This window comes from Pyxidicoccus caerfyrddinensis, assembly GCF_010894405.1.
Taxonomy (GTDB): Bacteria; Myxococcota; Myxococcia; order Myxococcales; family Myxococcaceae; genus Myxococcus; species Myxococcus caerfyrddinensis.
The window spans coordinates 450,361-476,125 of record NZ_JAAIYA010000004.1 but is presented as its reverse complement, the minus strand read 5'-3'; the positions used below and the strand labels follow the sequence as shown (position 1 = coordinate 476,125).

Sequence of the window (25,765 nt, the reverse complement as noted above, 5' to 3'; positions counted from 1 at the left end):
GGTCGGTGGCCGCCGCGATTCGAGAGGCGGAGTCGCTGCCGGCGGTTCAGGCGGAGCCGATGTTCGAAGGAGAGTATGCCCGGCTGCCCTGGCACCTGGCCGGGCAGCGCTCGGAGCCGCGGGCCATTCTGGGAGGCCGCGCGGCGCTACCCGGAGACGATTAGGCTCACTGCGTATGGCCGACAATCCTCGCGACCTCATCCGTGCCGCGCAGTCCGCCGAGCTGCAAGGGGACATGGAACGCGCCGTGGACTGCCTCAAGCGGGCTGCGGAGCTGTACCAGAGCGCCGGCAATGCGCCCCGCGCGCTGCAGTTGCTCCGTCACGCACGCAAGCTGGACGGCAGCCGGGTGGACATCGCGGAAGCGGTGAACCGGCTGGAGTGGATGCCGGAGACGCTGCTCGCGCGCCCACAGCCCGGGGATGACGAGGACTCGCGGCTGGCGGCGGAGCTGGACCGTTCTCTCGGCGAGGAGCCCCTGCCGGAGCTGGTCCGGAGGCAGCGGCTCATCGAGGACGCCCTGCGCGAGGCCGGCATGCGCGCGGGCGACGACGAGGATGCGCCTCGCGATGGCAAGGCGTGGGTCATCGAGACCGAGCCCGCGGAGGACCTGCAGCGGTTGGAGGCACAGCTCGCGCGGGTGGCGGCTTCGGTGGACGCCGCCGAGGTGGCGCGAGCTGTTGGGGCGGGGACCCTGCCGACTGAGGCTGTTCGAGCGGCGCTGTCCGCGGAGGTCGAGCTGGCGGGAACGGGTGGGGCAGGGGTGTCGCCGACGGAGTCCGTGCGAGCGGCAGCGCCTGCTGACGTCGTGGAGAGGCACGGCGCTCGGGACGAGGCCTCCACGGCGCCCGACGCGGCCCCGGCCTCGGAGGAGGGGAGTGCGGACGCCGCCCCCCGGCGCAGGCGCGAGAAGCGGCTCATCGAGCGGGGACCGACCCGCGCGGACTCGGCGCTGGATGCGTGGTGCTCCTTCTGCTGCCGCCCCCGTTCCGAGGTCGGAGACCTGGTCGCCGGCCCAACGGGCTCGTTCATCTGCGCGGGTTGCCTGTCGGAATCCGTGTCCCTGCTCGCTGACGTCACGCCCGTGCCGCTCCCCGCGCGCCAGCGCCCCGTGGAGCCGACTGGTGCCTTGATGGATCTGGTGGGGCAGGCCGAGGCCCAGGCCCTGCTGGAGCGCGCGCTGCAGACTGGCGCGCACTGCCTGCTCGCCGTCGGCCCCGAGGGCTGCGGCAAGAGCATCTGGTTCCAGCAACTCCAGCGTCAGGAGCGCGGCGTGCTCGCCTCCCTCTCCGCGCTGGAGCAGGCCCCCACGTCACAGCCCCTCCTCATCGAGGACGTGGACCGCATGGACGCCGAGGCGCACGCGACTCTCACCGCGTTCCTCGCCCGCCACCCACGGCACACGGTGGTGCTGAGCGCGCGAGGCCTCTGTCCGGACGCGCGAGGCCCCGTGCTCCGCAATGACTCAGGCGCGCTGCCGGTACCCACCACGGCCGCGCTCGCTCAGGCCGTGCGAGGCTCCACCGTCCCCGTGAGCCTCCTGGAGCATGTGCAGGTCCTGCTGCCGCTGCACGCGCCCACGCAGGCCGAGTTCATGGAAATCGCCCGGAAGCGCCTGGCCCTGCGCGTGCCAGCGGTCTCCCTCTCCGAGGACGTGCTCGGCGCCTTCGCCGCGGAGGCCGTGCGCTCGCCGCGCGGAGGTCACGAGCTGCACGCGCTCCTCAACCGGGTGCCTGCGGGGACGTGGGGCCTGGATACCGCGGCGAAGCCGGCCGCTCCGCGCAAGGGCCGGCGGAAGGGGAGCCCGTGAACACCCTCACCGTCTACCGGCTCGGTCGCGTGGAGTACGAGGACGGGCTGAATCTGATGCGCCTCTTCGGCGAGTCCCGGCGCCAGGGGCTCTCCGGCGACGTGCTGCTGTTGCTGGAGCACCCGCCCGTTCTCACCCTGGGTCGCGCCGCGAAGCGGGAGAACATCGTCGCCAGCGACGAGCGCCTCGCCGCCGAGGGCGCGGAGGTCTTCGAGACCAACCGCGGCGGCGACGTCACCTACCACGGGCCCGGGCAGCTCGTGGGCTACCCCATCTTCCTGCTCCCGCCCGAGCGCCATGACGTGCGCCGCTACGTGCGCGACGTGGAGCGCTCCGTCATGCAGGTGCTCGCGCGCTGGGGCATCACCGCGGGCCCCATCCCCAAGTGGCCCGGTGTCTGGATTGGCGAGGAGGGCTCACCCGACGCGCGCAAGGTCGCCGCCATCGGCGTGCACCTGTCCCGCTGGCTCACCACGCACGGCTTCGCGCTCAACGTGAATACGCGCCTGGAGCACTTCCAGCTCATCGTCCCCTGCGGCATCCGCGAGGCCGGCGTCACCTCCATGCAGCGCGAATTGGGCCGGCCCGTCCCCATGGCCGAGGTGGAGGACGCCATCGCCGACAGCTTCTGCGCCGTCTTCGACAGCGAGCGCGTGGAGGCGCCGCCGCCCATGCGGACGGTCAGCATCGCGGTGGTGCGCGGCCACGGCGAGGAGGCCCGGGTGCTGCTCGTGCGCCGCAAGCCGGAGCGCGGCGGCTTCTGGCAGGTGCTCACCGGCCGCCTGGAGCCCGGCGAGTCCCCCGCGCAGGCCGCGGTCCGCGAACTGGAAGAGGAGACAGGGCTGCGCCTGACACCCGTGGATCTGGACTACCGCCACGCCTTCGCCCTGGGCGAGACGCTTCCTCCCAGGCTCGTGGAGGAGAACGGCTTCGCCGTCCACTGCGCCCCGGACGCCGAGGTGCGCCTGGGTCCCGAGCACGATGCCTACGAATGGGTGGACGTCCCCACCGCCCTGGAGCGGCTGCCCTTCCGGGGCCTGCGCGAGACGGTGAAGCGCGCCGTGGCGACTACAGCGCGATGACCATCGACTCCTTGGCGGCAATCGCCTCGGGGCGGTGCTTGCGCACCTGGCGCAGCAGCTTGTCCATGCCCGCGTCGTCGCGCCCCGGGTCATGGTGGAAGAGCACCAGCGTCTTCACGCCGGCCGCATCCGCCGCGCGCACCGCCGCCTGCCACGTGGAGTGACCCCAGCCCGTGCGCGCCGGACCGTTGCGGCCCTGGTACTCGTCATCCGTGTACATCGAGTCGTAGATGAGCAGGTCCGCCCCGCGCGCGAACTCGAACAGGCCCGGATCCATCGCGCTGCTGTGCTCCACGTCGGTGGCGTACACCACCGAGCGGCCCTCGCAGTCCACCCGATAGCCCAGGTTGCCGCCCGGGTGGTTCAGCTCCAGCATGCTCACCTTCGCCGGGCCGACCTTCAGGGTCTCCGTCGGGGACAAATCCCGATAGGTCAGCTGCGCGCGGAACACGCCCTCCGCCGTCACCGGGAAGTAGGGCTGCACCATCTGCCCACCGAGAATCTGCTTCACCGTCTGCCCGTTGCGGGGCGAGCCATACAGCGTGAAGGCGTTGCTCGGAATGAAGATGGGGCCGAAGAAGGGCAGCCCCTGCAGGTGGTCGTAGTGGTAGTGCGAGATGAAGATGGATCCGCGCACCGGCTTCGCTCCGGCCAGCAGCTCGTCCCCCAGCGCCCGCGCTCCCGAGCCCAGGTCGAAGATGAGCAGCTCGTCCCCGCAGCGGACCTCCACGCACGGCGTGTTGCCGCCGTAGCGCTTCGTCTGCGGGCCGGGCGCGGGGATGGAGCCACGCACGCCCCAGAAGCGCACCTCGAAGGGCACGCGGGACGGCTTGCGCGCAACGGCATTGCGCCGCCGCGCGGGCGGCTTCTCAGCCGGCTTTGGCTTCCGTGTCGTCGTCCTCGGCGAAGAGCTCAATCAGGTGCCCCGTACGCTCGCGCTTCGTCCTCAAATAGTCGAGGTTATGCGGATTGTGCTCGGTCCGGGAAGCTATTCGACGCCGGACGGGGACACCCTCTTCGACCATGCCGGCAATCTTGAGCGGGTTGTTGGTGATCAGATCAACCGAGCGGACGTCCAGGCTGCGCAGCATCTCCGCCGCGATGTCGTACGTGCGCAGATCATCCGCGAAGCCCAGCTGCCTGTTGGCCTCGTAGGTATCCAGGCCCTTGGCCTGCAGGGCGTACGCCTTGATCTTGTTCCCCAGGCCGATTCCCCGGCCCTCCTGGCGGAGGTACAGGACGACCCCCAGGCCCCCCTGGGTGATGAAGTCCAGCGCCCGGTCCAGCTGCTGCCGGCAGTCGCACTTCAGGCTGCCGAAGACCTCGCTCGTCAGGCACTCGGAGTGGATGCGCACGGGCACCCCCTCCATGCCCTGCACGTCGCCCACCACGAGGGCCACGTGCTCGCGGCCGTTGCGCTTGTCGCGGAAGACGATGGTCCTCAGCGTGCCGCGCTCGGTGGGTACGTCCGCCTCTGAAAACCGCTCGAGGTGCTGCGTGTGCTTTCGGGTCGGAAGGACCTGGGGTGAGCGAGTATCCGACATGTCGAGTCGTCTCCGGTTGCAGGGCCCCTGTTTGGAGTCCCCACGGTCGCAAGTCAAGGCAGCCTCAAAGCTTTTCCACGCCGTCGGCTTATTGGATGCACTGGACGGTCGTGCGTTACTCAGGCCACCCAGGAAAGCGGAAGCAATTCCACGGGGTCTCCATGAGCCAGGCTTTTGGCCCCCTGGGGAAAATGCAGCAGATGGGTGGCCGCTGCCGCCGACCGCAGAACACCCGAGGTCTGGGTGGCCAGGGGACGGGCCCAGAGCCCGCCCTCCCTCCAGGCGGCCGTGACGCGGACGAAGTGGGCCAGCCCGGCGGCCTTCGCCAGGCGGCCGTCCAGGCGGCCAGAGGTCCGCCCGGGCTCCACGTCGGCATGCCCGAGCAGCCGGCGCAGGGCGGGGCGGACGAACAGCTCGAAAGTCACCAGGGACGAGGTCGGGTTGCCGGGCAGCCCGAAGAAGAGGGTGCCGCCGCGCCGGCCCACCACCAGCGGCTTGCCGGGCTTGATGGCCACGCGCCAGAAGTGCTGCTCCACGCCCAGGGCGGCCAGCACCTCCTTCACGTAGTCGCGCTCGCCTACGGACACGCCCGCGCTGGTGAGCACCACGTCGAAGCCGTCCACCCGGGACAGGGCCGCCTCCACCGAGTCGCGCGTGTCCCGGGCGATGCCCAGCAGCACCGGCACCCCGCCCGCGCGCCGCACCGCCAGTGCGAGCGACGGGGCGTTGGTATCCACGATGCGGCCCTGCGGCAGCTCGTCGGCGCGGCACAGCTCGTCACCGGTGGAGAGGATGGCCACCCGAGGGGCTCGCGGCACCGGCGCGCACAGCTGCCCCTGCGCCCACAGCAGCCCCAGCTCGGGGATGCCCAGCGGCGTGCCCCGGGGCAGCAGCACCTGGCCCTCGCCCGCGTCCTCGCCGCGCGGGCGGACGAAGTTGCCGGGCCCCGCCGCCTCCAGGATGTCCACCTGATCAGCGCCCCCGTCGGGCACCGGGCGGGTGCGCTCGCGCATCACCACGGCGTCGGCGCCGGCGGGCAGGGGAGCGCCCGTCATGATGCGCGCGCACGTCCCGGGCGTCACCTCCCGCTTTGGCGTGGCCCCGGCGTAGACGGTCTCCGCCACCACCAACCGCACCGGTAGGCGCCCCGCCAGGTCCGCGCTGCGCACCGCGTAGCCGTCCATGGCCGAGTTGTCCCAGGGAGGCAGGGTGCGCTGCGCCGTCACGTCGTCGGCCAGGGTGCGGCCCAGGGCGTCTTCCAGAGGCACCCACTCGGCGGGCAGCGAGGGCGCCAGGGCCAGGATCTGGGCCCGCGCCTCCTCGACCGGCAGCAATGTGGCGGCGTCGTTCATGCCCGGCTTATAGCCATGTGCGGGGCACGTGGCTTGGCCCTCCAACTCGGACAAAGTCCGTGAGAAAATCAAGTGTTAGTTTGACAGCCTAGCTGATCACCATTACAAGCAATCGTGATCGCGAGGCTTGCCTGCCCCCCTGGGGCGGCCCGCCAACCCGTTGAAAGGACACGGGAACTCTCAAGGAGACTGCGTCGATGGCCAAGCCCAAGTCCGGGGCCAAGAAGACGACTCCCGCTGGCAAGGCTGGCGCAAAGCCCGCTGCGAAGAAGGACAACACCGCCCGGCTGGATCTGATCAAGAACGCCTCAAAACGGGTGGCAAAGGCGGCGACGAAATTGGTGAAGGCGGCGACGGACGTGGCCAAGGGTGCCAAGGGCGCGGTGAAGAAGGCCGCGCCGGAGAAGGCCCCCGAGGAGAAGGCTGCAGCGACGAAGGCTCCAGCGGCGAAGGCCCCGGCCGCGAAGGCGCCCGCCGCGAAGAAGGCGGCGCCTCCTGCCAAGACGGCTGCCCCTCCCGCCAAGGGCGCACCTCCCGCGAAGGCCGCGGGTGGCAAGGGCTCGAAGGCGGGTGGCACCAGCGGAGCGGGGACTTCCATCCCGGCCGCGGACCGTCCGCGCCCGCGCGCCACCAAGCTGCCGCCCCCGGGCGAGCCGCTCACCAAGCGTGAGATGGAGCAGCTGCTCACCGCCGGCGAGGGTCGTGGCGTCATGGGGGAGGGCAGCCTCAAGGGCCGCCTCGCCCTCGTGAACGAGATGCCGCACCTCGTGGTGGTGGGGCGCGACAAGCGCGAGCTGACCTTCCTCCTCCAGGGGCCTGATCAGGAGGTCTTCCCGGCCTACGTGGACCACAAGGTCTCCGTCAGCGGGATGATCCGCAAGACGACCAACCACGGCGGCGTGGTGGACGTGCGCAAGTACTCGGCGAAGAAGCCGGAGGCCGAGGTGGTGGAGGTCGCCCCCGCGGAGACCGAACCGCGGCTGCGCTACCTGTCGCCCGGCGAGGTCTCCATGGTGACGGCGGCCGGCATGGGCGCGGGCGTCAAGGGCTTCGCCACCATCCGTGGCAACCTGGAGATGACGGGCGAGGACTACGTCATCGTGGTGTCCAACGGCGGCACCCGCCAGCAGGTCTCCTTCATCATCGAGGGCAAGGCCGCCACCCGGCCGCTGCGCAAGCACGTGGGCCACACGCTGCAGATCCAGGGCGTGGTGGACAAGACGTCTGGCTGGGGTGGGCGCATCACCGCGGAGAACGTGGAGCCGCGTCCCTCCGAGGCCCGTGCCGTGTCTCGCGACGAGATGGAGTTGGTCCATATCGAGGGTGAGGTACCCACGTCCGTGGATGTGAAGCTCAACCACGGCCTCACCGTGCGGCTGCCCGAGCAGCCCGGCTTCACCTGGGCGATTGAGCCCACGGTGGCCAAGCGCGTGGGCCTGCGCGAGGCCAACTTCGAGCCCGGCCCCGGCGGCGGACCGGCCACCCGCGAGTTCTTCTTCACCCCCCGCAACCCGGGCACCTTCGAGGTGGAGTTCTTCCTGGCCAAGGCACTGTCGCCCGGCCTGGTGGACCGCTCCTTCAAGATCAACGTCACGGTCAAGCCCTGAGGGGCGCCGCCCGGAGCAGGTTCCGGGAGGCGGCCGGCCGCTGGGGGGTTCCCGTCCGGGCACTCCGGGCTTACCCGTTCCCGTAGCGGCCGAGCCGCGACCCCACCGTGAGCCTCTCTCCAGACCAACTCAAGCAGATCCTCGCAGACGCCGACCACCCGCTGGGCATCAAGGAGCTCCTGCGGCTCGCCGGCCTGCACCCCGGGCAGCAGACCGAGCTCAAGCGCGCGCTGCGCGAGCTCGTCCGCAATGGGGCCGTGGCCAAGGAGGGCAAGCGCTTCCTTCCCACGGAAGCTCCCGCCCCCGCGCGCCGTGAGGAGGTGGCCGAAGAGGTCCGTCCGGCCAGCCCCTGGCGCCCCAAGGGGCCCGGGGCCGCCCGTGTCGAAGGGCGCGAGCCCGGGACGTTCCGCGGCCCCCAGGGCCGTGGGCATGCCGCCGGCCGGGGCGCCGAGAGCCCGGGCTTCCGGGGCCGGGGCCCGGAGCGGCCGGGCCGGGACGCCGGGCGCCAGGGAGGCCAGCGCGACGGGCGTGGCCGCGAGCGCCGGGGCTTCTCCGGCCAGGAAGCCTCGCGAGGCGGCGGCTTCAACAGGGGCGGCGGCGCGGAGCGCTTCGGCCCGCGCGGGCGCCGGGGTGGCTCCGAGGGCGGGGAATTCCCTGAGGTGGAGGGCATCCTCCACGTCCACCGCGACGGCTACGGCTTCGTGCACCCGGTGACGGGCGAGGGGGAGAACATCTTCCTGCCACCGGGCGAGGCGCAGCGGGCGCTCGACAATGACCGGGTGGTGGTGGAGGTGTCGGGCCGCCCCGGGCGCTACGAGGGCCGGCTGGTGCGCGTGGTGGACCGCCGCCGCGAGATGGCGGTGGGCACGTACATGGCGCAGGGCCGGTACGGAGTGGTGTATCCCACCGACACGAGCCTCTCCGGCTCCATCACCGTCCCCCTCACCCAGATGGCGCAGGAAGGCGACCTGGTGAAGGTGCGCCTCGGCGTGGGCGCGGAGCTGCTGGATCCGAACCGGGGGCTGTTTGGCGAGGTGGCCGGCTCGCTCGGCAAGCCCGGGGAGCCGAGCGCCGAGGTGCTGGGCACCGCCTTCTCGCAGGGCTTCTCCGATGAGTTTCCGCCCGAGACGATGGATGAGGCGGACCGCTACGCGGTGACGGTGTCGGACGAGGAGGCGCGCGGTGAGGGCCGCAAGGACCTGCGCACCATGCCGCTCATCACCATCGACGGTGAGGACGCGCGCGACTTCGACGACGCCGTCTACACCGAGCCGTACGGCGACGGGTGGCGGCTGGTGGTGGCCATCGCGGACGTGTCCCACTACGTGCGTCGGGGCAGCGCGCTCGACACGGAGGGGCTGCGGCGTGCGACGTCCGTGTACCTGCCGGACCGCGTGCTGCCCATGCTTCCGGAGCGGCTGAGCAACGGCATCTGCTCCCTGAAGCCGGACGAGGACCGCCTGTGCATGGTGGCGGACCTGACGTTCGACCGGCAGGGCCAGCGCCGCTCGTACGAGATGTACCCGGCGGTGATGCGCAGCGCCGCGCGGTGCACGTACAACGAGGTGCAGGACGTCCTGGACGGCAAGGACGTGCCGCACCGCAATGCCTTCAAGCCGCAGTTCGAGCAGCTGATGGCGCTGGCTCGCGCGCTGATGAAGATGCGCAAGGAGCGCGGCGCCATCGACTTCGACCTGCCCGAGCACAAGGTGGTGCTCGGCAAGGACGGCCTGCCGCTGCGCATGGACAAGCGCGAGCGCAAGGACAGCCACCGGCTGATTGAAGAATGCATGCTCGCCGCCAACGAGGCGGTGGCGAAGTTCTTCCAGGACGAGGGCCTGCCCACGGTGTACCGGTTCCACGGCGAGCCGGACCCGGAGAAGCTGGCGACGTTCGCCGCGTTGGCGCAGGCGTATGGCTTCAAGATGCGCTTCGAGGACGGGGTGGACTCGAAGGAGCTGGATGCGTTCATCAGCCAGCTGGCGGGCCACCCGGAGCAGCGGGCGCTGAACCAGCTGTTGCTGCGCTCCATGATGCAGGCCGTCTACACGGCGTCGAAGGTGGGGCACTACGGCCTGGCGGCGGAGCACTACCTGCACTTCACCTCGCCCATCCGTCGCTACCCGGACCTGCTGGTGCACCGGCTGCTGAAGGCGCACTGGGTGCGGCAGGGACGCAAGCCGTCGGAGGCGATGCTGGAGCGCGAGGAGGGCCAGCTCGAGGAGATGGCCATGCAGTGCTCCGAGCGCGAGCGCGCGGCCATGCAGGTGGAGCGCGAGGTGGTGTCCTTCTACGCGTGCCTGCTGATGAAGGCCCGCGTGGGGGAGGAGTTCGCCGCGACGGTGGCCGCGATTACCGACTTCGGCTTCTTCGTCGAGCTGGACGAGGAGCACGTGGAAGGGCTCGTGAAGGCGGAGACGGTGGGCCCGGGCGCGAAGCTGGACAAGCTGACGCACGCGCTGGTGTACGCAGGCGGGCGCCGCGTGCGCGTGGGGCAGAAGCTGCGCGTGCGCCTGTCGTCCGTGAATGTGCCGGCGCGGAAGATGGACTTCGAGGCGCTCCAGTTCGAGGGCGAGGCGATGTTGGCGCGTGCCGAGCAGGGTGCCCCGCAGCGCCGTCGCGAATGGACGGCGGAGCCCCCGCGAGGCCATGGCCGCGAGCGGGCCGGACGTCCAGGACGCCGGGAGCGAGAGGTCGTCACCCAGGGGCCGCGGGAGGAGGCTGCCAGCGGCGGTCCGCGTGGCCGGTTCTCGCGTGAGGGCAAACGCGAGGAAGCCGCGCCGCAGCGCCCCGGGTCCAGGTTCCAGCGCACCTGGCAGAACGAGGAGCCGCAGCGGCCCGCCGCCGCCGCGGGTCCGACGCAGGGGCCGAAGCGGAGGATGTTCGTGCGGCCGGAGGCCCCCGCGCTCCCCGCGACGGAGGCCGAGGCGCTTCCGCAGGCGCTCCAAGGGCCTGAGACCAACGGCGCAACCGTGGCGCCCGAGGAGCCGCGCCTGCCCACCCCGCCGCCGTGGGAGGCCCCCGAGGAGCTCGCGGGAGACGAGGCCTCGCGGTCGCCGCATCCGGGCTTCGACCGCATCCGCGCGCTGGCGTCACAGCGCAAGGGTGGCAGGGGAGAGGCACACGGCGCGGCCCACCCCAAGCACGGGACGAACAAGCAGGGACGGGAGCGGCCTCAGGGCGGCCCCGCGCCCCGGTTCCCCGCGCCCCGGCCCAGGCCCGAGACGCAGGCGCCCGTCGTGGAAGCCGCCGAGGCGCGGCCCGAGACTGTCGAGACGAGTGCCGTCATGCCCGGAGAGGGTCCGGGCGTTTCGGAGCGGCCCATGGCTGAGGCGAGGCCGTCCGCTCCCGTCGAGCCCGCGGCGCCCGAGCGTGAGCCCGCCGTGCCCAAGCAGGTGAGCGCCGCCCCCGAGGCGGCCCCCACCCTTCGCGAGGAGCCCGAGGCGGCCGCCCCCCGGGGCCCGAAGCGGAAGGCACCGGCCAGGAAGGCGGCGGCGACGAAGAAGCGCGCGGCTCCGAAGAAGAAGGCCGCCGCCAAGGCCGCCAGGAAAGCTCCGGCGAAGGCTCCGAAGAAGAAGCCCGCGGCGAAGAAGACGCATGGAGCGAAGGCCGCGAAGCCACCGAAGGCCCGCGCCGCGAAGGGCGCGAAGCCTCGTGCCGCCGCGAAGAAGTCTCCGGGTCGCAAGCGGCGCTGAGCACCGCCGGCTTCATCCTCCCGTCGTCAGTGGATGAAGCCGGTGAGCCGCGTCTGGACGAAGGCCCCGACGAGTCCCAGCACCACCACCATCCCCAGCGCCCAGCCCAGCCGCAGCGTCAGCGGGCGCTGCCCGGACACTCGGGCCACGAGCACGAAGTTGACGGCGGCGCTCGCGAGCGAGGCGATGATGGCGCCCACCCCGGCGATGGTCGGCGTCAGCAACCCATGGGCACACAGCGAGGCCGCGGAGGCCACCGCCGAGGCGCTGGACACCAGGCCCCCCAGCGCGCTCACCGCGTAGAATCCCGCGTGCCCCAGCAGGCTCTGCCCGGCCGTGCCCACCACCTGGAAGACCAGGAGGAAGGCGCCGAACTTGAGCGCGGACTGGAGTGAGAAGGGGCTCTGCAGCGGCAGGGACGGCGCGGCGGCCTCGGGGGCCTCTGTCCGCCGCGTGCGCACCAGCGCCAGCCCGATGCTCGACAGGAGGATGAGCGCGAGCGGCACGGCCGAGTTCACCAGGGCCCGGTACGACAGCAGGCCGAGCAGCACCGCGTTGCGCAGTGCCATCGCGGCGGTGGCCAGCATTACCCCGCGATAGGCCACGTCCTGCAGCTGGCCGTCCGTCTCACGCACGCGGTTGGACAGCTCCGTCACGGTGACGGTGCTGTTGACGAGCCCGCCCAGGAAGCCCGTGACTTCCACGCCGCGTGTGCCGAAGAGCTTGAGCAGCAGGTAGTTCACGAACCCCATCGCCGCGATGAGGATGACCGTCACCCACGCGGCCCGAGGCGCGATGAGGCCCCACGGGTCCACGGGCGACGCCGGCAGCACCGGGTAGATGGCGAACGCGAGGATGGCCAGCAGGATGGCGGAGCGCAGCTCCTCGGCCGTCAGCTGATGGCTGAAGCCCGCGAGCCGCTCCTTCCACGTGAGCAGGCCAGCACTGGTGACGGCCACCGCCGCGGGCGTCACCACGTGCCCCAGCCCGCACAGCACGCCGGTGAAGCCCGTCACCAGCAGCGCCGCGGACGTGGTGAGCTCGGCGCCCTGGTTCGCGCGCAGGGACTGCCAGTTCAGGAAGCACACCAACACGCCCAGCAGCAGGACGGCGGCGACGGCGAACGGCGGGCCCAGCAGCCCGCCCAGCCCGCCGAGCAGCGAGGCGAAGCCGAAGGTGCGCAGGCCCGCTTCCTTGCCGCGCCACTCGCGCTCCAGTCCTACGAACAGCCCCACCGCCAGGGCGAGCATCAACCGCATCAGGGTCTGCAGCGGGGGCCATGCGACGGCCGGAGGAATGCCTTCCAAGTGGATGACCTGCCTTCCCAGGAGGAGGAGTCGAGCACGCGGGCTCAGGTGGTTTCGCGAGGCACTTCGTGGGCCGCGCCCCCGACGGAGTACAGCCTCCGCCAGCCCCGCTCGCGCAGGAGCTGTTGCATGGGCTCCCTCAGGGCCGCCCGGAGCTGTCGCTCTTCGTCCGGAGTGGCACTCGCCTGGACGGGCAGGCTCCAGCACACGCCGTCGGCCGCTCCCGCCGGAGGGGCTTCGCCCGGAAGCACGAGCCGCACCACGAGGGGCGGCAGTCCCGCCGGGTCTGCCGCTTCAGGTGTGGCGCCGACCACGGCCCGCGCGCGCTCGGGAGACGCGAGCTGGTTGAAGAGCGCCGCGGCCAGGTCGGCCACCCGGGGTTGCGAGCACTGGAAGATGAGGGTCCACGTGCGGGCCGGCTTCGCAGTGGGTGCCTGCAGCCAGCGGAAGAGACACACCGCGAGCGCGGCGCCGAGCAACTGGGCGGCGACGAACGACTCGACGTCCATGGGATGCAAGGCGCTGGCGCGGGTGCTGACCGCGCGGGCGAGGATGAGCGCCGGATTGGCCAGGGAGCGCGAGTCGGTGAACCACACCGTGGCGGCCACGTAGCCGGCCACGGCGAGCGGCATGGCGGACGGACGGCTCCGCACGCAGCCCCGGACCACCACCAGCAGACCGAACGTGCAGACCAGCTCCGTGAGGAACTGCGCCAGGCTGGCCGAGGGCATGCGCGTCGCGATGAGCACCGGCTCGCCGCACATGACGTGCGCGACGAGGCGCCCCACCAGGCCGCCCCCGAGCTGGGCCAGTACATACCGGGGCACGTCGCCCCAGGGCGTGCCGTCCTCCAGCGCGTCGGCGAAGGTGAGGGCGGGGTTGAAGTGCGCCCCGGAGAGCGGCTGGAGCACCAACGTGAGGCACGCCAGGACGGCGCCGGCCGCCAGCGACATGAAGAGGCGCCCGTCGGTGGCGCTCACGCCCAGGTGCTCGGCGCCGTGGTGGGCGCCCTCCAGGGCCACCACCAGCAGCCCGCAGCCGAGCGCTTCGACCACCATGCGCCGGGGCCTGCTCAGGCGGGCGGTCGCGGGTGCCTCGGGGGATTGGGACGCAGCCGTCATCGCATGGCCCTCCACCAGGAGGCGGAGCGTGAGTCCTCCGCCGTTCCGTGCGGGCCCTCGGGAGTCCGGCTCCACCTCCGCACGTGGATCGCACACCCTACGCATCACCCGCGCGCCCGTCAAAGGCAGGCGGGGAGCCGGGTGCCCGTGGCTTCTCGGAGGCAACACCCCCACTGTGCCCCGTGCCCGGACGGGCGCGGGTTATGCTCCGTGCGAACCGCAAGGAGGCAGCGCGTGGGAGTCGTCCGGCTCGTAGGAGTGATGCTCGCCGTCGCGGGGGGCGTATTGCTGTGGACGGGGCTGCGCGCGAGGGACTCGCTCTCGGAGCGCGTCACCGAGGCCTTCACCGGTCGCAACACCGAGAGCACCACGCTGTATCTCGCGGGCGGCGGGGCGGCGCTGGCGGGTGGCGTCCTGCTGGTGCTCTTCGGAGGCGGTGGCCGGCGCCGGCGGTAGACGAGCGCCGGGCCTCAGCCGAACGTGATGGAGCGCGCTACGCGTTCAGCGCCGCCGCGTGGTGCCGGACGTGGTCCTCCATGAACGAGGAGACGAAGTAGTAGCCGTGGTCGTACCCCTCGTGGATGCGGAGGTTCAGGGGCTGGCCCACGGCCTCGCAGGCCTCGCGCAGCAGCTCCGGCTTGAGCTGCTCCTGGAGGAACTTGTCGCCTGTCCCCTGGTCCACCAGCAGCGACGGCAGCCGCGCCTTCGAGGCCCGCAGCAGCTCCGTGGCGTCGTACTCACGCCACGCGGCGGTGTCCTCGCCCAGGTAGCCGCGGAACGCCTTCTGTCCCCAGGGCACGCGCATGGGCGCGGCGATGGGCGCGAAGGCGGACACGGAGCGGTAGCGCCCGGGCTGGCGCAGCGCGCACACCAGCGCGCCATGTCCGCCCATGGAGTGGCCGAAGATTCCCTCGCGGTCCGCGCGGGCGGGGAAGTGCGCGGCGATGAGCGCCGGCAACTCCTTCGTCACGTACGTGCCCATGCGGTAGCGCGCGGACCACGGCGCCTGCGTGGCATCCAGGTAGAAGCCCGCGCCCACGCCGAAGTCCCAGGAAGCGTCCTCGCCGGGGTAGCCCGCGCCGCGCGGGCTGGTGTCCGGGGCCACCAGCATCACCCCCAGCTCCGCCGCCACGCGCTGCGCGCCGCCCTTGATGAGGAACGTGTCCTCCGTGCAGGTGAGGCCCGCGAGGTAGTAGAGCACCGGCACCTTCCGCTCCCGCGCCTGCGGCGGGACGAAGACGCCGAAGCGCATGTCGCCCCCACACGCCTCGGACGCGTGGCGGTAGAAGCCGACGGTGCCGCCGAAGCAGCGGTGCTCGGACAGGAGGGTGGGGGCCGCCGTCATGAGTACTTCACCACGCTGCGGATGGACTCGCCCCGGTGCATCAGGTCGAAGCCCTTGTTGATGTCCTCCAGCGCCAGCGTGTGCGTAATCAGGTCGTCGACGTTGATCTTCCCGTCCATGTACCAGTCGACAATCTTGGGCACGTCCGTGCGGCCGCGCGCGCCCCCGAAGGCGCTGCCCTTCCACACGCGCCCGGTGACGAGCTGGAACGGCCGCGTCTTGATTTCCTGCCCCGCGCCGGCCACGCCGATGATGATGCTCTCGCCCCAGCCCCGGTGGCAGCACTCCAGCGCCTGGCGCATGGTGTTCACGTTGCCGATGCACTCGAAGCTGTAGTCCGCGCCGCCGCCAGTGAGGTTGACGAGGTACGGCACCAGGTCGCCCTCCACCTCCTTCGGGTTGACGAAGTGGGTGAGGCCGAACTTCTCCGCCATGGCCTTGCGCGCGGGGTTGATGTCCACGCCCACAATCTGGTCCGCGCCCACCATGCGCGCCGCCTGCACCACGTTGAGGCCGATGCCGCCCAGGCCGAACACCACCACCTTGGCGCCCGCCTCCACCTTCGCCGTGTACACGACGGCGCCGATGCCCGTCGTCACGCCGCAGCCGATGTAGCAGACCTTGTCGAACGGGGCGTCCTCGCGAATCTTCGCGACGGCAATCTCCGGCAGCACCGTGTACTGCGCGAAGGTGGACGTGCCCATGTAGTGGTGCACCGGCTCGCGGCCCAGGCGGAAGCGGCTGGTGCCGTCCGGCATCAACCCGCGGCCCTGCGTGGCGCGGATGGCCGTGCACAGGTTCGTCTTGCGCGACAGGCACGACTTACACTGGCGGCACTCGGGCGTGTACAGCGGGATGACGTGGTCGCCCTTCTTCACCGACGTCACGCCCGCGCCCACGTCCACGACGATGCCGGCGCCCTCGTGGCCGAGGATGGCGGGGAACAGCCCTTCCGGATCACTCCCCGACAGGGTGAACTCATCCGTGTGGCAGATGCCGGTGGCCTTCAGCTCGACGAGCACCTCGCCCGCCTTGGGCCCTTCCAGGTGCACCGTCTCGATGCTCAGGGGCTTGCCCGCCTCGAGCGCCACCGCTGCGCGGATGTCCATACGCCACTCTCCCAGTCTGGATGTTGAGTCTCAAAGCGTACGGCCGGGCCCGGGGAGGGGGACAGGAAGATTTCTGCAAGGCGGATGAGTGGACACTCGCGGGAGCGGCGCACGCGCGCCGGAAAAAGCGAAGGGCCTGGGACCGGCTCGCGGTCCGCAGGCCCTCGCAAGTATCGCCGGTGGCGTGACGGCTACGGCGTGTTCTTCGCCTGAGCAGGGGCGGCGGGCTGCGCGCCACCGGCCTTGGCGGCCTTCGACGCCTCGCTGAACTTCTTGGTCATCTCCGCGAACTGCACCTGGAAGTCGTCCATGCGCTTCTGGTGCTCCGCGGCGCGGGCGTTGGCCTCCTCGACGACGGCCTTGTCCTTGGCATTCTCCGCGGCCTCGGACAGCGCCTGCTCCTTCTGCTGCCGCTCGTACTCCATGAGGCGGCCCATCACCACGCGCTTGTTGAGGTACGTGTTGGCGGAGTTGGCGTTGATGGCAATGACCTGGTCGTAATAGTTGAGCGACTTCTCCAGGTCCGCCTTGATGATGGGCGCCGACATGGAGCGGGCGCCGCCGCGCTGCGCGTAGATCTCCGCGATCCACCCGAGGGACGCCTCGTCCTTCGGCTCGAGCTTCAGCGCCTCGTTGAAGTACTTCTCGGCGTCATCGGTGGTGCCCGCCGTCATGTGCATGCTGGCGAGCGTCCGGAGGACCTCGGCCTTCTCGGCCGTCGTGGTCTTCATCTCCAGGATCTTCATGACGGCCTGGGAGGCCTCGGCCATCTGGCCGACCTGCATGTGCGCGTAGGCCTTCTTCTCCCAGACCTTCTCCTGCTTGGGGTCGGCCTCGAGCGAAAGGGCGTACTCGGCCGCCGCCTCCTTGAACTCCTTCTTGCTCAGGTGGTCGGTGCCCTTGACGCGGTGCGCCTTCGCGGCCTCCTCTTTCTCGTCCTTACAGCCGAAGGGGCCACCCAGGGCGAGAACTCCAAGTACCAGACCGACCTTTCCCAGACGCTTCATGTGCATGCCTTTCGAGCGGGGCCCGGGTGCATCGACCCGGCCCGGTCCTGAACTGCCGATGGAGAGCTTTCCGCGGACCCGCCCTCACGGGTCCTGATGGGACTGGGAGCATACCCGAAGTCGCTCGACTGCCGCCTCCGGCCTCGCGACGCCTGCCTCCCTGGTCTCCGGGCCCGGGCTCCGCTCCGGTGGCGGGTTTTCTGCCCCGTCTGGACGGCGGAACGACTCCGGGTATGGGCGCTGGCGCGACTCGCGACTAGCGTGCCCGCTCTCGCGATTGGAGGCCCGCGCAATGCCCATCCTTCCCCGCCGCACCCTGCTCCAGGGGCTCGTGCTCACCGCCGCCGGCTGTGCCGCGCCGTCCTCGCTGCGCCGCACCGTCGCCCCGCGTCCCGCGCCCACGCTGCCGCTGGGGGCGCAGCTCGGCGACGTGCGGGCCGGCGCCGTCACGGTGTGGGGGAAGGCGGACCGCGTCGCGCAACTGGTGGTGGAGTGGAGCGAGGACCCCCGGCTCCAGAAAGGCGTGCACCGCGTGGAGGGGCCGGTGCTCAGTGGCGTCTCGGACTTCACCGGCGTGGTGGACCTCACCGGGCTGCCGGCCGGACGCGAAGTCCACGTGCGGGTGCTCGCGGACGACGGGGGCCGCGCGGGCGAGGCGTGGCAGGGGCGCCTCCTCACGGCGCCGGACAGCCCCGGCGACATCCACTTCACGTGGAGCGCGGACGTGTGCGGGCAGGGCTGGGGCATCAACCCCGAGTGGGGCGGCTACAAGGGCTATGGCGCCATGCGCGCGCTCCGCCCCGACTTCTTCCTGCACGTGGGGGACGCCATCTACGCGGACAACCCGCTGCAGCCCGAGGTGCCGCTCGCCGACGGCCGCGTGTGGCGCAACCGGGTGACGCCCGCGAAGGCGAAGGTGGCGGAGACGCTGGAGGAGTTTCGCGGCAACTTCGCCTACAACTTCCTGGACGAGGAGCTGCGCGCTTTCGCCCGCGAGGTGCCCATCGCGTACCAGTGGGACGACCACGAGGTGCGCAATAACTGGTACCCGGGCCGGAGCCTCGCGGATGACGCGCGCTACACGCGGGTGTCGGACGCGGGCGTGCTGGGGACGCGGGCCCGGCAGGCCTTCTTCGAGTACTCGCCGGTGGGCGGCGCCGCGCGCGCCGAGGGCCGCATCCACCGGCAGCTCGCGTACGGGCCGCACCTGGACGTGTTCATCCCGGACGTGCGCGCCTTCCGAGGGCCCAACACCGTCAACCGCCAGGAGCGTCCCGGCGCGGACACGTCCTTCCTGGGCCGCGCGCAGTTGGATGGGCTGAAGGCCGCGCTGGCCGCGTCCACCGCGACGTGGAAGGTGATTGCCACCAGCATGCCGCTGGGGCTCATCGTCCCCGACGGCAGGCACCCGGACGGCGCGCACATGGAGGCGTGGGCCAATGGCCCCGGGGAGCCGCTGGGCCGCGAGCTGGAGCTGGCCGAGCTGCTGTCCTTCCTCAAGGCCCGAAGGGTGCGCAACGTGCTCTTCCTCACCGCGGACGTGCACTACCCGGCCGCGCATCACTACCACCCGGACCGCGCGCGCTTCCGAGACTTCGACCCGTTCTGGGAGTTCGTCGCGGGGCCGCTGCACGCGGGCACCTTCGGCCCCAACACGCTGGACGACACCTTCGGCCCCGAGGTCCGCTGGCACCGCCCCGTCACCGGGGACAACCCGGCGCCCTGGGATGGACAGCAGTACTTCGGCAGCGTCCGCATCCTCGGGAAGAGCGGGGCACTCACCGTGGCCCTCCACGACCTCACGGGCGCGGTGCTGCATCAGGTGGAGCTGGAGCCCGTGTCATGACATGAGCAGGGTGCTCACGCCGTCAGCACGAGCTTGACGATTTCCGGGGGACTGCCGACGCGCATCGGCGGGCCCCAGAAGCCGCAGCCCCGGCTGACGTAGATGTGCGAGTCGCCGTGTGGGTAGAGCCCCGCGGCGTGCTCCCAGGCGAGCCCGATGAAGAACGTCATCGGCACGAGCTGCCCGCCGTGCGTATGGCCCGAAATCTGGAGGTCCATGCCGCGCTCGGCGGCGACGGTGAAGTTCGTCGGCTGGTGCGCGAGCAGCACCGCGGCGCGGTCGGAGTCCCTGCCGTCGAGCGCCCGGTCCAGGTCATAGCCCCGCTGGTTCCGCCGCCGCCCGCCGCTCCAATCATCCACGCCCACCAGGTCCAGTGAAGCGCCCGCGTCACCGATGCGCACGTGGCGGTTGCGCAGCACCTGGATGCCGAGCGACTGGATGAACTCCGTCCACTCCTCGTCGCCCGAGTAGTAGTCGTGGTTGCCGGTGACGAAGAAGCTGCCGTAGCGCGACTTCAACCCCGAGAGCGCGGAGACGGCGCCGCCCAGGGTGGGCACGTCGCCGTCCACCAGGTCCCCGGTGATGGCGAAGAGGTCCGGCCGGAGCGCGTTGGCTTGCTGGACGAGCGCGTCCATGTACCGGCGCCGGATGAAGGGGCCCACGTGGATGTCCGTGAGCTGGACGATGGTGAGCCCGTCCAGTGCCCGGGGCAGCTTCGGAATCTTCACCGCGAGCTCGGTGACGAGCGGCGGGGAGAAGGCCCGCCAGCTCCCGTACGCGGCCATGCCTCCGCCCGCGATGAACGCGCCGCCGGCCATGGTTCGCGCGAGGAAGCGGCGCCGCTGTTCATCCATCACCGGAGCAGGGGAGGTCGCCTTCTCCGAATCCACCGTGCCAGAGGCCGTCGTGGGAGCCGTGGCCTTCCGGGCCTGGAGCCGCTGCGCGACCGCGACGAGTCCCCGGCCGAGGTCCAGCACGAGGAGCGCGAAGACGAGGCAGAGGGCCACGCCCATCCACGAGAACATCGCCACGACGACGAACTCGGCGAGGTGCTCCGGCACGGCGTCCAGGAAGGTGCGCCGCGCCATCAGCACGAGCGTCAGGAGCGTGAGGACGGCCAGGGCGAGGAGCCTCGGCAGGCGGCCGTGCAGGAGCTGCCGCACGAGGCGCCGGTACAGGTACAGGTGGCCCAGCATTGCGCCGAGCCCGATGAGCAGGGAGAAGGAGAAGAGCCGGAACGGCATTCAGTGGAACCCACGGGGAACGAGTGGGGAGGGTACCACGGGCGGATACGCGCTCCCGCGCCGGGGCGTCGGTCATGGACAGAGGCGCCATCCCCTGGGGAAGTCGATGTTCCACGACACACCAGTTCGCGCGGCTACATTCCCGCCGCCAGGCCCGGACGGGTCATTCAGGAGCGTTCATGGACAAGGTCGTCGTCATCACGGGAGCGAGTGCGGGCATCGGCGCGGAGCTGGCGCGGCAGCTGGGCGCGAAGGGCGCGAAGCTGGTGCTGGCCGCGCGCAGGAAGCCGGAGCTGGAGGCCGTCGCGGCCCGCGCCGGCAGCGAGGCCCTCTCCGTGGTCACCGATGCCACGCGGCGGACGGACATGGAGCGGCTGCGCGACGCGGCGCTGGAGCGCTTCGGGCGCATCGACGTCTGGGTGAACAACGCGGGGCGCGGCATCACCCGCTCGGTGATGGAGCTCACCGACGAGGACATGGACTCCATGTGGCGCGACAACGTGAAGAGCGCGCTCTACGGGATGCAGGTCGTGCTGCCGCACTTCCAGTCGCGCAACGCGGGGCAGATTGTGAATGTCTCCAGCGGGCTGGCGAGGCTGCCGCTCGCATCCTTCCGCTCGGCGTACAGCGCGGCGAAACACGCGCTCAACGGGCTCAGCGCGTGCCTGCGCATGGAATTGCTGCAGACCCACCCGGGCATCATGGTGACGGTGGTGATGCCGGGCATCGTCGCCACCGAGTTCGGCAGCAACGCGTTGGGCGGAGGCCCGGACTCGCGCGTGCTGCCCGGAGCCCAGAGCGTCGAGGACGCCACGAAGGTCATCGTCGACGTCATCGAGAAGCCGCGCCCGGAGGTCTACACGCAGCCGACGATGCAGGCGGACGTCGAGCGCTACTACCACGACGTCGGAGCGTTCGAGGCACAGGCCGCCGCCCGGTTCCGCCGCTGAGCGCCCTGACTCAATCCGGTTCTGGCAAGGCAGGGCTCGCGCACGGGATGCGGATTGCGCGCAGCGACGCGCAACGCCAGCCCTTCACGCGCGAGCCCGTCCAGCGGCCCTGTTCCTGTTTCAGTGCGGCGACTTCTTCGCCTTGAACTCACTGGCCCACCGTCCCACCGTGGACAGGACCTGGTCCTGCACGGTCAACGGCAGGGACGCCTGGGCACTCGAGCTGGCGCCCGCGCCCTTCCGGGTGGGAATGACGGCCTCCGCCTTTCCCTTCTTGCGGACGAACATCCGGGGCTCGGCCACCGGAGGCGCGGCCTTGGCGGGGGCTTCTTCCCGCTGTCGCTCTCCGCGGCGCTTCCGGGGCGGGATGACGTCCGGGACGCTGTGCGGAGCGGCGTTCTCCACCCACTGGGCATGGAGGCGATGGGACGCAATCATCTGGCGCCGGCGCTGGGCGTGAATCACGCAGTAGCCGAGGCTTCCACGGGGAAGCCTGCAGTTGATGACCGCACAGGCCGGTGGCGGCGGCGCGAGGGGCTCGGCGGGCGGCGCCTGGACGCGCGCGGGAACAGGCGTGCGCGTGAGCCTGCCGGACAGTCCGTCCGCGATGCGGAGCAGGGCGGCCGCCAGCTCGGAGACCGGTCCCGCGAATTCATCGCGGAAGGCGGTCCGCAGCGCCTGCTCGAAAGGAACCAGGCCGGTGGCGGCCGCCTTCGAGGGAGCACGGGACTGGGTTGGACGTGAGGGTCGCGAGGTACGGGGATGAGGGACTCGAGCTCTGGCTTTGGGCATGTGAGGCTTTGGCTGCCTGTACGCGAACGTAGAGGCGGGCGGGGGGAGGACTGGGGGAACAGTCCTCCGAGGCGTCAACCCCCTACCCTGGCCGATGTGCCCGGAGAGGGCAAGGCCGCCGGCACGGCCACCTCCAGCTTCGGAGGCCCGTAACGGCGGCGCCATGCGGGTTCCGTGCCCGGCTCAGTTGGACCAGACCTGCGAGGGGCGGATGTACGCGGTCGTATAGATCTGATCGCCGCCGCCCGGGCCTCCACTGGTGTTCACGCCGAAGGGGTCATTGACGATCCACCTGCCGTCGGTGGTGTAGCCCTTGATGAGGATGATGTGTCCGGCCGAGGTCATCCCACCGCTGGCGGCGACGAGCTGCCCACGGTTCAGCTCACCCTGGATCCAGGCGGCGTCCCAGCTGTGTTGCTGGGCCCATCCGGTGTGCCGGTTGAGGTAGCTCAACAGGTCTGCCCACACCGCGCCGCAGCACGCACTGTACACCCAGCCGTGCGCACCGGCCCAGGCACCGGCGCCGGAGTAGTCGGGCTCGGTGTAGCTGAACGAGGTCCCGTTGTACGAGTACGCATCGGTGAGGTACCGGCCATACGGTGAATAGTGGTTGCCACCGTAGTTCACCCAGATGCCCCACTCGCCGAGCTGGTACGACGCCATCGTCATCACCGCGCTCGTCGGGCCACAGGAGCCGCGCCCGTCGAAGTTGTCTCGGGTGTCGTAGACCTGGTTGATCTGAATGGCCCGGTTGGTGAGGCCCTGGATGACAGCCTCCGCGTGCGCGTCTGCCTTCAGCAGGCTCGCCGCCCCGAGCTCCGACTGCGTCCCGGCGCTGATCGGCTTGCTGTCCAGGCTCTCGACGCCCTCTCGGTCGGTGCCGAAGCGCAGCACCCCCTCCTCGATTCCCAGCAGGGTCGCGCCCGGGATGCCGTCCACCACGCGGGTCTCCCGGCCGCTCGCCACCTCGGCGACGAACACACCCGTGCCCTTGGCCTGCTCGGCGATGGCGGACTCCCGGTCGGCGGCAATCCCGGACTTGTTCGGGCACTTCTGCACGGCATAGGCGACCTGGGCTCCGTCCGGGCTCCAGGCCGCGGCCCGGTACAGCTCGCCAGTCGTCGGCCGGAAGGACCGGACGACGTAGCCATCGGTGGTGGCGAGCCGCAGCTCGCTGTCCCCGATGCAGAGCTGATGGCTGGAGCGGATGTAGCTCACCCGGTCCTGGCCGTTGACGCGGACCAGCCGGATGTCGCTGTAGCGTTCCCCCGACACGAGCCCACTGCCGAGGATGGCTGTCGCCTCACCATTGGCGGTGCTCATGCGGACCAGCGACGGGGCATACGTGCCGTCGTCCTGGCGGTCCGGGTAGACGACCGCGAACAGCGAGCGGCCGTCGGTGCTGAAGCCGAGCAACTCCACCTGCCGGCCACGGAGCTCCCCCAGGGTCCGCCCTGCCGAGGTGGCCGTCCCGAGCCTCACCGACGCACCGTCCCGTGTCTCCACGGCGTACGCCAGGCGCGCGCCGTGACGCGAGAAGACGGCCGAGGTCACCGGGCCCTGGAAGAGCATGCGGAGCTCGCCGCTCGCCACATCCAGGATGCGCAGGCCATCACCGTGGTGGGTGTCATGGTCGGGAATGAGGGCCGCAGTGGCACCGTCGGGAGTCACGGCCGCGAAGAGGGTGTTCGAGGGCTCGCGGATGGGGATGAAGGCGCGCTCCACGCCATCCACCGCGACACGGTAGCCGCTGCCCTCGCGGACCGTGCTGAGCTGTGCATCGCGGCGCGTATCGCGTGCGGACGCCAGGGGCTGGGTTGCCACGTCACCCCGTGTCAGCTCCTTCGTGTCCAGCTCCTCGCCGCAGCCAATGACTGACAACGTCGCGAGGACCAGCACGGTACGGCCCATGTTTTTCAAGAGCACGGCCCTTCCTCCCTTGGGCTCACCGGCAATGATGAGTCACTCCTTTTCAATTATGATTTAACAGTAAATCAAGAAATCTGAACGAGCGTCGTCTCGGGCTGAACACTGCCCGGGCGGCGCTGTGCGGAGTGACTTCAGGTCGTGCTGCTCAGGGGCTCGTGACGTGGGCGGCCGGGTGCTCATCCGGAGAGGCCTGACCGAGGAACAGGTTCGGGGGAGGGAACTGGGCGAGGCTGAGCGTGAAGCACGTCCCCCTGCCGGGCTCGCTCTCCACGGAGATTGTCCCCCCATGCGCGCGGATGATGCCGTGGGCGACGGCCAGCCCCAGCCCCATGCCCGCACCCACCTGCTTCGTGGTGAAGAAGGGCTGGAACAGGTTCTTCAGCGTCGCCGCATCCATGCCCACGCCCGTGTCGCGGACGGTGACCCGGATTCGCTCCCCGTCCAGCGCGGTGGTCACCGTCACGGCGCCCGTCTCTCCAATCGCCTCCGCCGCGTTGATCATCAGGTTGACCAGGACCTGGGCAATCTGCCGGGGCCGGCCGAGGAGGTGTGGAAGCTGGGCCAGTTCCAGCCGCAGCTCACGGTCATGCGTGAAGCGGCTCTGGGCGATGCGCGCCGCCGCGCGAATCTCCTCGTTGAGGTCGTACTCCACCAGGCTCTCCGGGTCGCCCCGGGCGAAGCGGCGCAGGTCGGCGACAATGGAGTTGACGCGCCGGAGGCCGTCGAGCGTCGCGGGCAGGATGTCCCGCCGATACTCCTCGATCAGCTCCGGGGAGGTGCCGAGGCGCGGCAGGTCCGCCATCAGGTCCTTGAGGTTGCTGGTGACGTAGCTCATCGGGTTGTTGATTTCATGGGCAATGCCCGCCGAGAGCAGGCCCAGGCTGGAGAGTTTCTCCTGCATCACCGCCCGCTGGTGCAGGGCCTCCATCTCGAGGTGGGCCTGCTGCAATTGCGCGTTCTGCTCCTCCCGCTCCCGCAACATGCCCTCGATGAAGCCCTGCCGGGCCTGGGCGAGGAGGTAGCAGATGCCGGTGAGCGCGCTGAAGCCCAGCGGCAGCGCCAGGGGCACACCCGCCATGAGCGCCGCGGCGTCGACGACCACCACGAGGAACGCGAGGTTGAGGTAGGCCCGGCGCCCTCGATTCTCGTCGGTAATCATCGCGTTGAAGGGGAGCCACAGCCAGATGGCGAGCGGCCACGACTGCAAGGTCCCCATCAACAGCAGGCCCACGGTGTTCCCCGCGATGCGTACCCGTTCGCCGGCCGTGCCTCCGATGCGGGTGATGAGCCATTGGTCCAGCCAGGCATTGAAGACGACCTTGGCGACCAGGATGGCGACCACCTCGGCGACCTCGTAGCCATGGCCATAGCTGGTGGCGACCTGCAGCACGCAGAGCGAGGCCGCGCCAATCAACGCGCGGACTTCGAAGTTGCGCCGGGCCTGCTCCGAGGGGGACAGCGCCGCGTGGCTCATGACCGCTCTCCGGTTGGAGTGGGAGTCGGCCGCGTGGCACGGGCATCGCGCGGGGCGAGCATGGCGCGGATGGCGGGGGCCAGGGTGTCATTGTCCCAGGGCTTGCAGATGAACCGGGAGATCTCCCCTTCCTGGAGGGGCGTCATCACAGACACGAGGTCGGAGTAGCCGGAGAGGATGATGCGCAGCGTCCTCGGGAACCGCCGCCGGACCTCCGCCAGCAATTGGGCGCCATTCATTCGCGGCATCCGGAAGTCGGTGAGCACGACGTCGGGACGGAAGGTGTCGAGCATGAGGAGCGCCTCCGGTCCCCCCTCGGCGGTTTCGACCTCGAATCCCTCTCGCCGGAACAGCCGGCCCAAGGACCTGCACACCTGGACTTCGTCGTCGACGATGAGAATTCTTTCCACGAAGAGCCCCCCACTCGCACCGCGAGCGCTGCCCATCCCGGAATCATAGACGCGGTCCGTGGGTGAGAGCGTGTCCGCCCCCCTCGAAGGGTGTCGCGCATTCAACCTGGACCCTCCCGAGATGGCGAAGGTGACCCAGCC

Annotated in this window: 20 protein-coding genes; 7 read left to right on the top strand and 13 right to left on the bottom strand. The window is 70.9% G+C overall.

The features are described 5' to 3' along the window. The first annotated feature begins 175 nt into the window (after window positions 1–175). Together G4D86_RS12355 and lipB are read left to right on the top strand one after the other, a co-directional pair. Entirely contained in the window at window positions 176–1,810 is a 1,635-nt protein-coding gene (locus G4D86_RS12355) for a ClpX C4-type zinc finger protein (RefSeq protein WP_163992979.1), read from the top strand. Then, complete coding sequence (lipB, locus tag G4D86_RS12350; protein ID WP_163992977.1) at window positions 1,807–2,892, top strand: lipoyl(octanoyl) transferase LipB; 1,086 nt, start codon at window positions 1,807–1,809, stop codon at window positions 2,890–2,892. The genes G4D86_RS12355 and lipB overlap by 4 nt, the downstream gene beginning before the upstream one ends. Here lipB and G4D86_RS12345 read toward each other — a convergent pair. The 3 genes from G4D86_RS12345 to G4D86_RS12335 all read right to left on the bottom strand — a co-directional run bounded on the left by G4D86_RS12345 (window position 2,879) and on the right by G4D86_RS12335 (window position 5,788). Next, on the bottom strand, window positions 2,879–3,712 hold the full coding sequence (locus G4D86_RS12345; RefSeq protein ID WP_163992975.1) for an MBL fold metallo-hydrolase: 834 nt from the start codon (window positions 3,710–3,712) through the stop codon (window positions 2,879–2,881). The two genes, lipB and G4D86_RS12345, sit on opposite strands and share 14 nt — an antisense overlap. A 49-nt stretch (window positions 3,713–3,761) precedes the next feature. Continuing rightward, entirely contained in the window at window positions 3,762–4,436 is a 675-nt protein-coding gene (ribA, locus tag G4D86_RS12340; RefSeq protein WP_163992973.1) for a GTP cyclohydrolase II, read from the bottom strand. A gap of 119 nt (window positions 4,437–4,555) precedes the next feature. Beyond that, on the bottom strand, window positions 4,556–5,788 hold the full coding sequence (locus G4D86_RS12335) for a molybdopterin molybdotransferase MoeA (RefSeq protein WP_163992971.1): 1,233 nt from the start codon (window positions 5,786–5,788) through the stop codon (window positions 4,556–4,558). Window positions 5,789–5,985: 197 nt separating this feature from the next. On the opposite strand from G4D86_RS12335, the gene G4D86_RS12330 reads away from it, so the two are divergent. Together G4D86_RS12330 and rnr are read left to right on the top strand one after the other, a co-directional pair. Then, window positions 5,986–7,395: a protease inhibitor I42 family protein gene (locus G4D86_RS12330; protein WP_163992969.1), complete on the top strand. Its 1,410-nt coding sequence runs from the start codon at window positions 5,986–5,988 to the stop codon at window positions 7,393–7,395. Between the two features lie 107 nt (window positions 7,396–7,502). Then, the gene (gene rnr / locus G4D86_RS12325; protein WP_163992967.1) at window positions 7,503–11,090 is read left to right on the top strand and encodes a ribonuclease R; all 3,588 of its coding nucleotides are present in this window, start codon (window positions 7,503–7,505) and stop codon (window positions 11,088–11,090) included. A gap of 26 nt (window positions 11,091–11,116) precedes the next feature. On the opposite strand, the gene G4D86_RS12320 is transcribed toward rnr, so the two are convergent. Both G4D86_RS12320 and G4D86_RS12315 read right to left on the bottom strand, forming a co-directional pair. Beyond that, entirely contained in the window at window positions 11,117–12,349 is a 1,233-nt protein-coding gene (locus tag G4D86_RS12320) for an MgtC/SapB family protein (RefSeq protein WP_163992964.1), read from the bottom strand. Between the two features lie 92 nt (window positions 12,350–12,441). Beyond that, window positions 12,442–13,518: an aquaporin gene (locus G4D86_RS12315; protein ID WP_163992962.1), complete on the bottom strand. Its 1,077-nt coding sequence runs from the start codon at window positions 13,516–13,518 to the stop codon at window positions 12,442–12,444. A 234-nt stretch (window positions 13,519–13,752) separates the two neighbouring features. Here G4D86_RS12315 and G4D86_RS12310 point away from each other — a divergent pair, with 234 nt between their 5' ends. Further along, a complete protein-coding gene (locus G4D86_RS12310; protein ID WP_205519548.1) occupies window positions 13,753–13,974 on the top strand; it encodes a DUF3185 family protein in 222 nt (73 codons plus the stop codon). A gap of 37 nt (window positions 13,975–14,011) precedes the next feature. Here G4D86_RS12310 and fghA read toward each other — a convergent pair whose 3' ends face one another. The 3 genes from fghA to G4D86_RS12295 all read right to left on the bottom strand — a co-directional run bounded on the left by fghA (window position 14,012) and on the right by G4D86_RS12295 (window position 16,979). Continuing rightward, on the bottom strand, window positions 14,012–14,863 hold the full coding sequence (fghA, locus tag G4D86_RS12305; RefSeq protein ID WP_163992960.1) for an S-formylglutathione hydrolase: 852 nt from the start codon (window positions 14,861–14,863) through the stop codon (window positions 14,012–14,014). Beyond that, a complete protein-coding gene (locus G4D86_RS12300; protein ID WP_163992957.1) occupies window positions 14,860–15,972 on the bottom strand; it encodes an S-(hydroxymethyl)glutathione dehydrogenase/class III alcohol dehydrogenase in 1,113 nt (370 codons plus the stop codon). The genes fghA and G4D86_RS12300 overlap by 4 nt, the downstream gene beginning before the upstream one ends. Window positions 15,973–16,163: 191 nt before the next feature. Then, complete coding sequence (locus G4D86_RS12295; protein WP_163992956.1) at window positions 16,164–16,979, bottom strand: tetratricopeptide repeat protein; 816 nt, start codon at window positions 16,977–16,979, stop codon at window positions 16,164–16,166. Window positions 16,980–17,271: 292 nt separating this feature from the next. Here G4D86_RS12295 and G4D86_RS12290 point away from each other — a divergent pair, with 292 nt between their 5' ends. Further along, window positions 17,272–18,825, top strand: a complete 1,554-nt coding sequence (locus G4D86_RS12290; protein WP_163992954.1) for an alkaline phosphatase D family protein — start codon at window positions 17,272–17,274, stop codon at window positions 18,823–18,825. A gap of 14 nt (window positions 18,826–18,839) precedes the next feature. Here the strand turns inward: G4D86_RS12290 and G4D86_RS12285 are convergent, their stop codons facing one another. Then, window positions 18,840–20,069, bottom strand: coding sequence for a metallophosphoesterase (locus G4D86_RS12285; RefSeq protein WP_163992952.1), 1,230 nt, complete (start codon window positions 20,067–20,069; stop codon window positions 18,840–18,842). A 179-nt stretch (window positions 20,070–20,248) separates the two neighbouring features. Between G4D86_RS12285 and G4D86_RS12280 the strand changes: the two genes are divergently transcribed. Continuing rightward, the gene (locus tag G4D86_RS12280) at window positions 20,249–21,019 is read left to right on the top strand and encodes an SDR family oxidoreductase (protein ID WP_163992950.1); all 771 of its coding nucleotides are present in this window, start codon (window positions 20,249–20,251) and stop codon (window positions 21,017–21,019) included. Window positions 21,020–21,139: 120 nt separating this feature from the next. Here the strand turns inward: G4D86_RS12280 and G4D86_RS52770 are convergent, their stop codons facing one another. The 4 genes from G4D86_RS52770 to G4D86_RS12260 form a co-directional block, all read right to left on the bottom strand. After that, on the bottom strand, window positions 21,140–21,484 hold the full coding sequence (locus G4D86_RS52770) for a cell wall protein (protein WP_240360205.1): 345 nt from the start codon (window positions 21,482–21,484) through the stop codon (window positions 21,140–21,142). 510 nt (window positions 21,485–21,994) lie between these two features. Further along, window positions 21,995–23,737, bottom strand: coding sequence for a C39 family peptidase (locus G4D86_RS12270; protein WP_163992948.1), 1,743 nt, complete (start codon window positions 23,735–23,737; stop codon window positions 21,995–21,997). 148 nt (window positions 23,738–23,885) lie between these two features. Then, entirely contained in the window at window positions 23,886–25,214 is a 1,329-nt protein-coding gene (locus G4D86_RS12265; RefSeq protein ID WP_163992946.1) for a sensor histidine kinase, read from the bottom strand. Beyond that, window positions 25,211–25,624, bottom strand: coding sequence for a response regulator (locus tag G4D86_RS12260; protein WP_163992944.1), 414 nt, complete (start codon window positions 25,622–25,624; stop codon window positions 25,211–25,213). Before G4D86_RS12260 ends, G4D86_RS12265 begins: the two co-directional genes overlap by 4 nt. Window positions 25,625–25,765 lie beyond the last annotated feature (141 nt).

What these genes read in the sequence shown, in the direction of transcription:
- G4D86_RS12330 (WP_163992969.1), top strand. Translation starts at nt 5,986, where the DNA reads ATGGCCAAGCCCAAGTCCGGGGCCAAGAAGACGACTCCCGCTGGCAAG.
- G4D86_RS12290 (WP_163992954.1), top strand. Translation starts at nt 17,272, where the DNA reads ATGCCCATCCTTCCCCGCCGCACCCTGCTCCAGGGGCTCGTGCTCACC.
- G4D86_RS12300 (WP_163992957.1), bottom strand. Translation starts at nt 15,972, where the DNA reads ATGGACATCCGCGCAGCGGTGGCGCTCGAGGCGGGCAAGCCCCTGAGC.
- G4D86_RS12320 (WP_163992964.1), bottom strand. Translation starts at nt 12,349, where the DNA reads ATGCGGTTGATGCTCGCCCTGGCGGTGGGGCTGTTCGTAGGACTGGAG.
- fghA (WP_163992960.1), bottom strand. Translation starts at nt 14,863, where the DNA reads ATGACGGCGGCCCCCACCCTCCTGTCCGAGCACCGCTGCTTCGGCGGC.
- G4D86_RS12355 (WP_163992979.1), top strand. Translation starts at nt 176, where the DNA reads ATGGCCGACAATCCTCGCGACCTCATCCGTGCCGCGCAGTCCGCCGAG.
- G4D86_RS12315 (WP_163992962.1), bottom strand. Translation starts at nt 13,518, where the DNA reads ATGACGGCTGCGTCCCAATCCCCCGAGGCACCCGCGACCGCCCGCCTG.
- G4D86_RS12280 (WP_163992950.1), top strand. Translation starts at nt 20,249, where the DNA reads ATGGACAAGGTCGTCGTCATCACGGGAGCGAGTGCGGGCATCGGCGCG.
- G4D86_RS12265 (WP_163992946.1), bottom strand. Translation starts at nt 25,214, where the DNA reads ATGAGCCACGCGGCGCTGTCCCCCTCGGAGCAGGCCCGGCGCAACTTC.
- ribA (WP_163992973.1), bottom strand. Translation starts at nt 4,436, where the DNA reads ATGTCGGATACTCGCTCACCCCAGGTCCTTCCGACCCGAAAGCACACG.
- G4D86_RS12295 (WP_163992956.1), bottom strand. Translation starts at nt 16,979, where the DNA reads ATGAAGCGTCTGGGAAAGGTCGGTCTGGTACTTGGAGTTCTCGCCCTG.
- G4D86_RS12285 (WP_163992952.1), bottom strand. Translation starts at nt 20,069, where the DNA reads ATGCCGTTCCGGCTCTTCTCCTTCTCCCTGCTCATCGGGCTCGGCGCA.
- G4D86_RS12335 (WP_163992971.1), bottom strand. Translation starts at nt 5,788, where the DNA reads ATGAACGACGCCGCCACATTGCTGCCGGTCGAGGAGGCGCGGGCCCAG.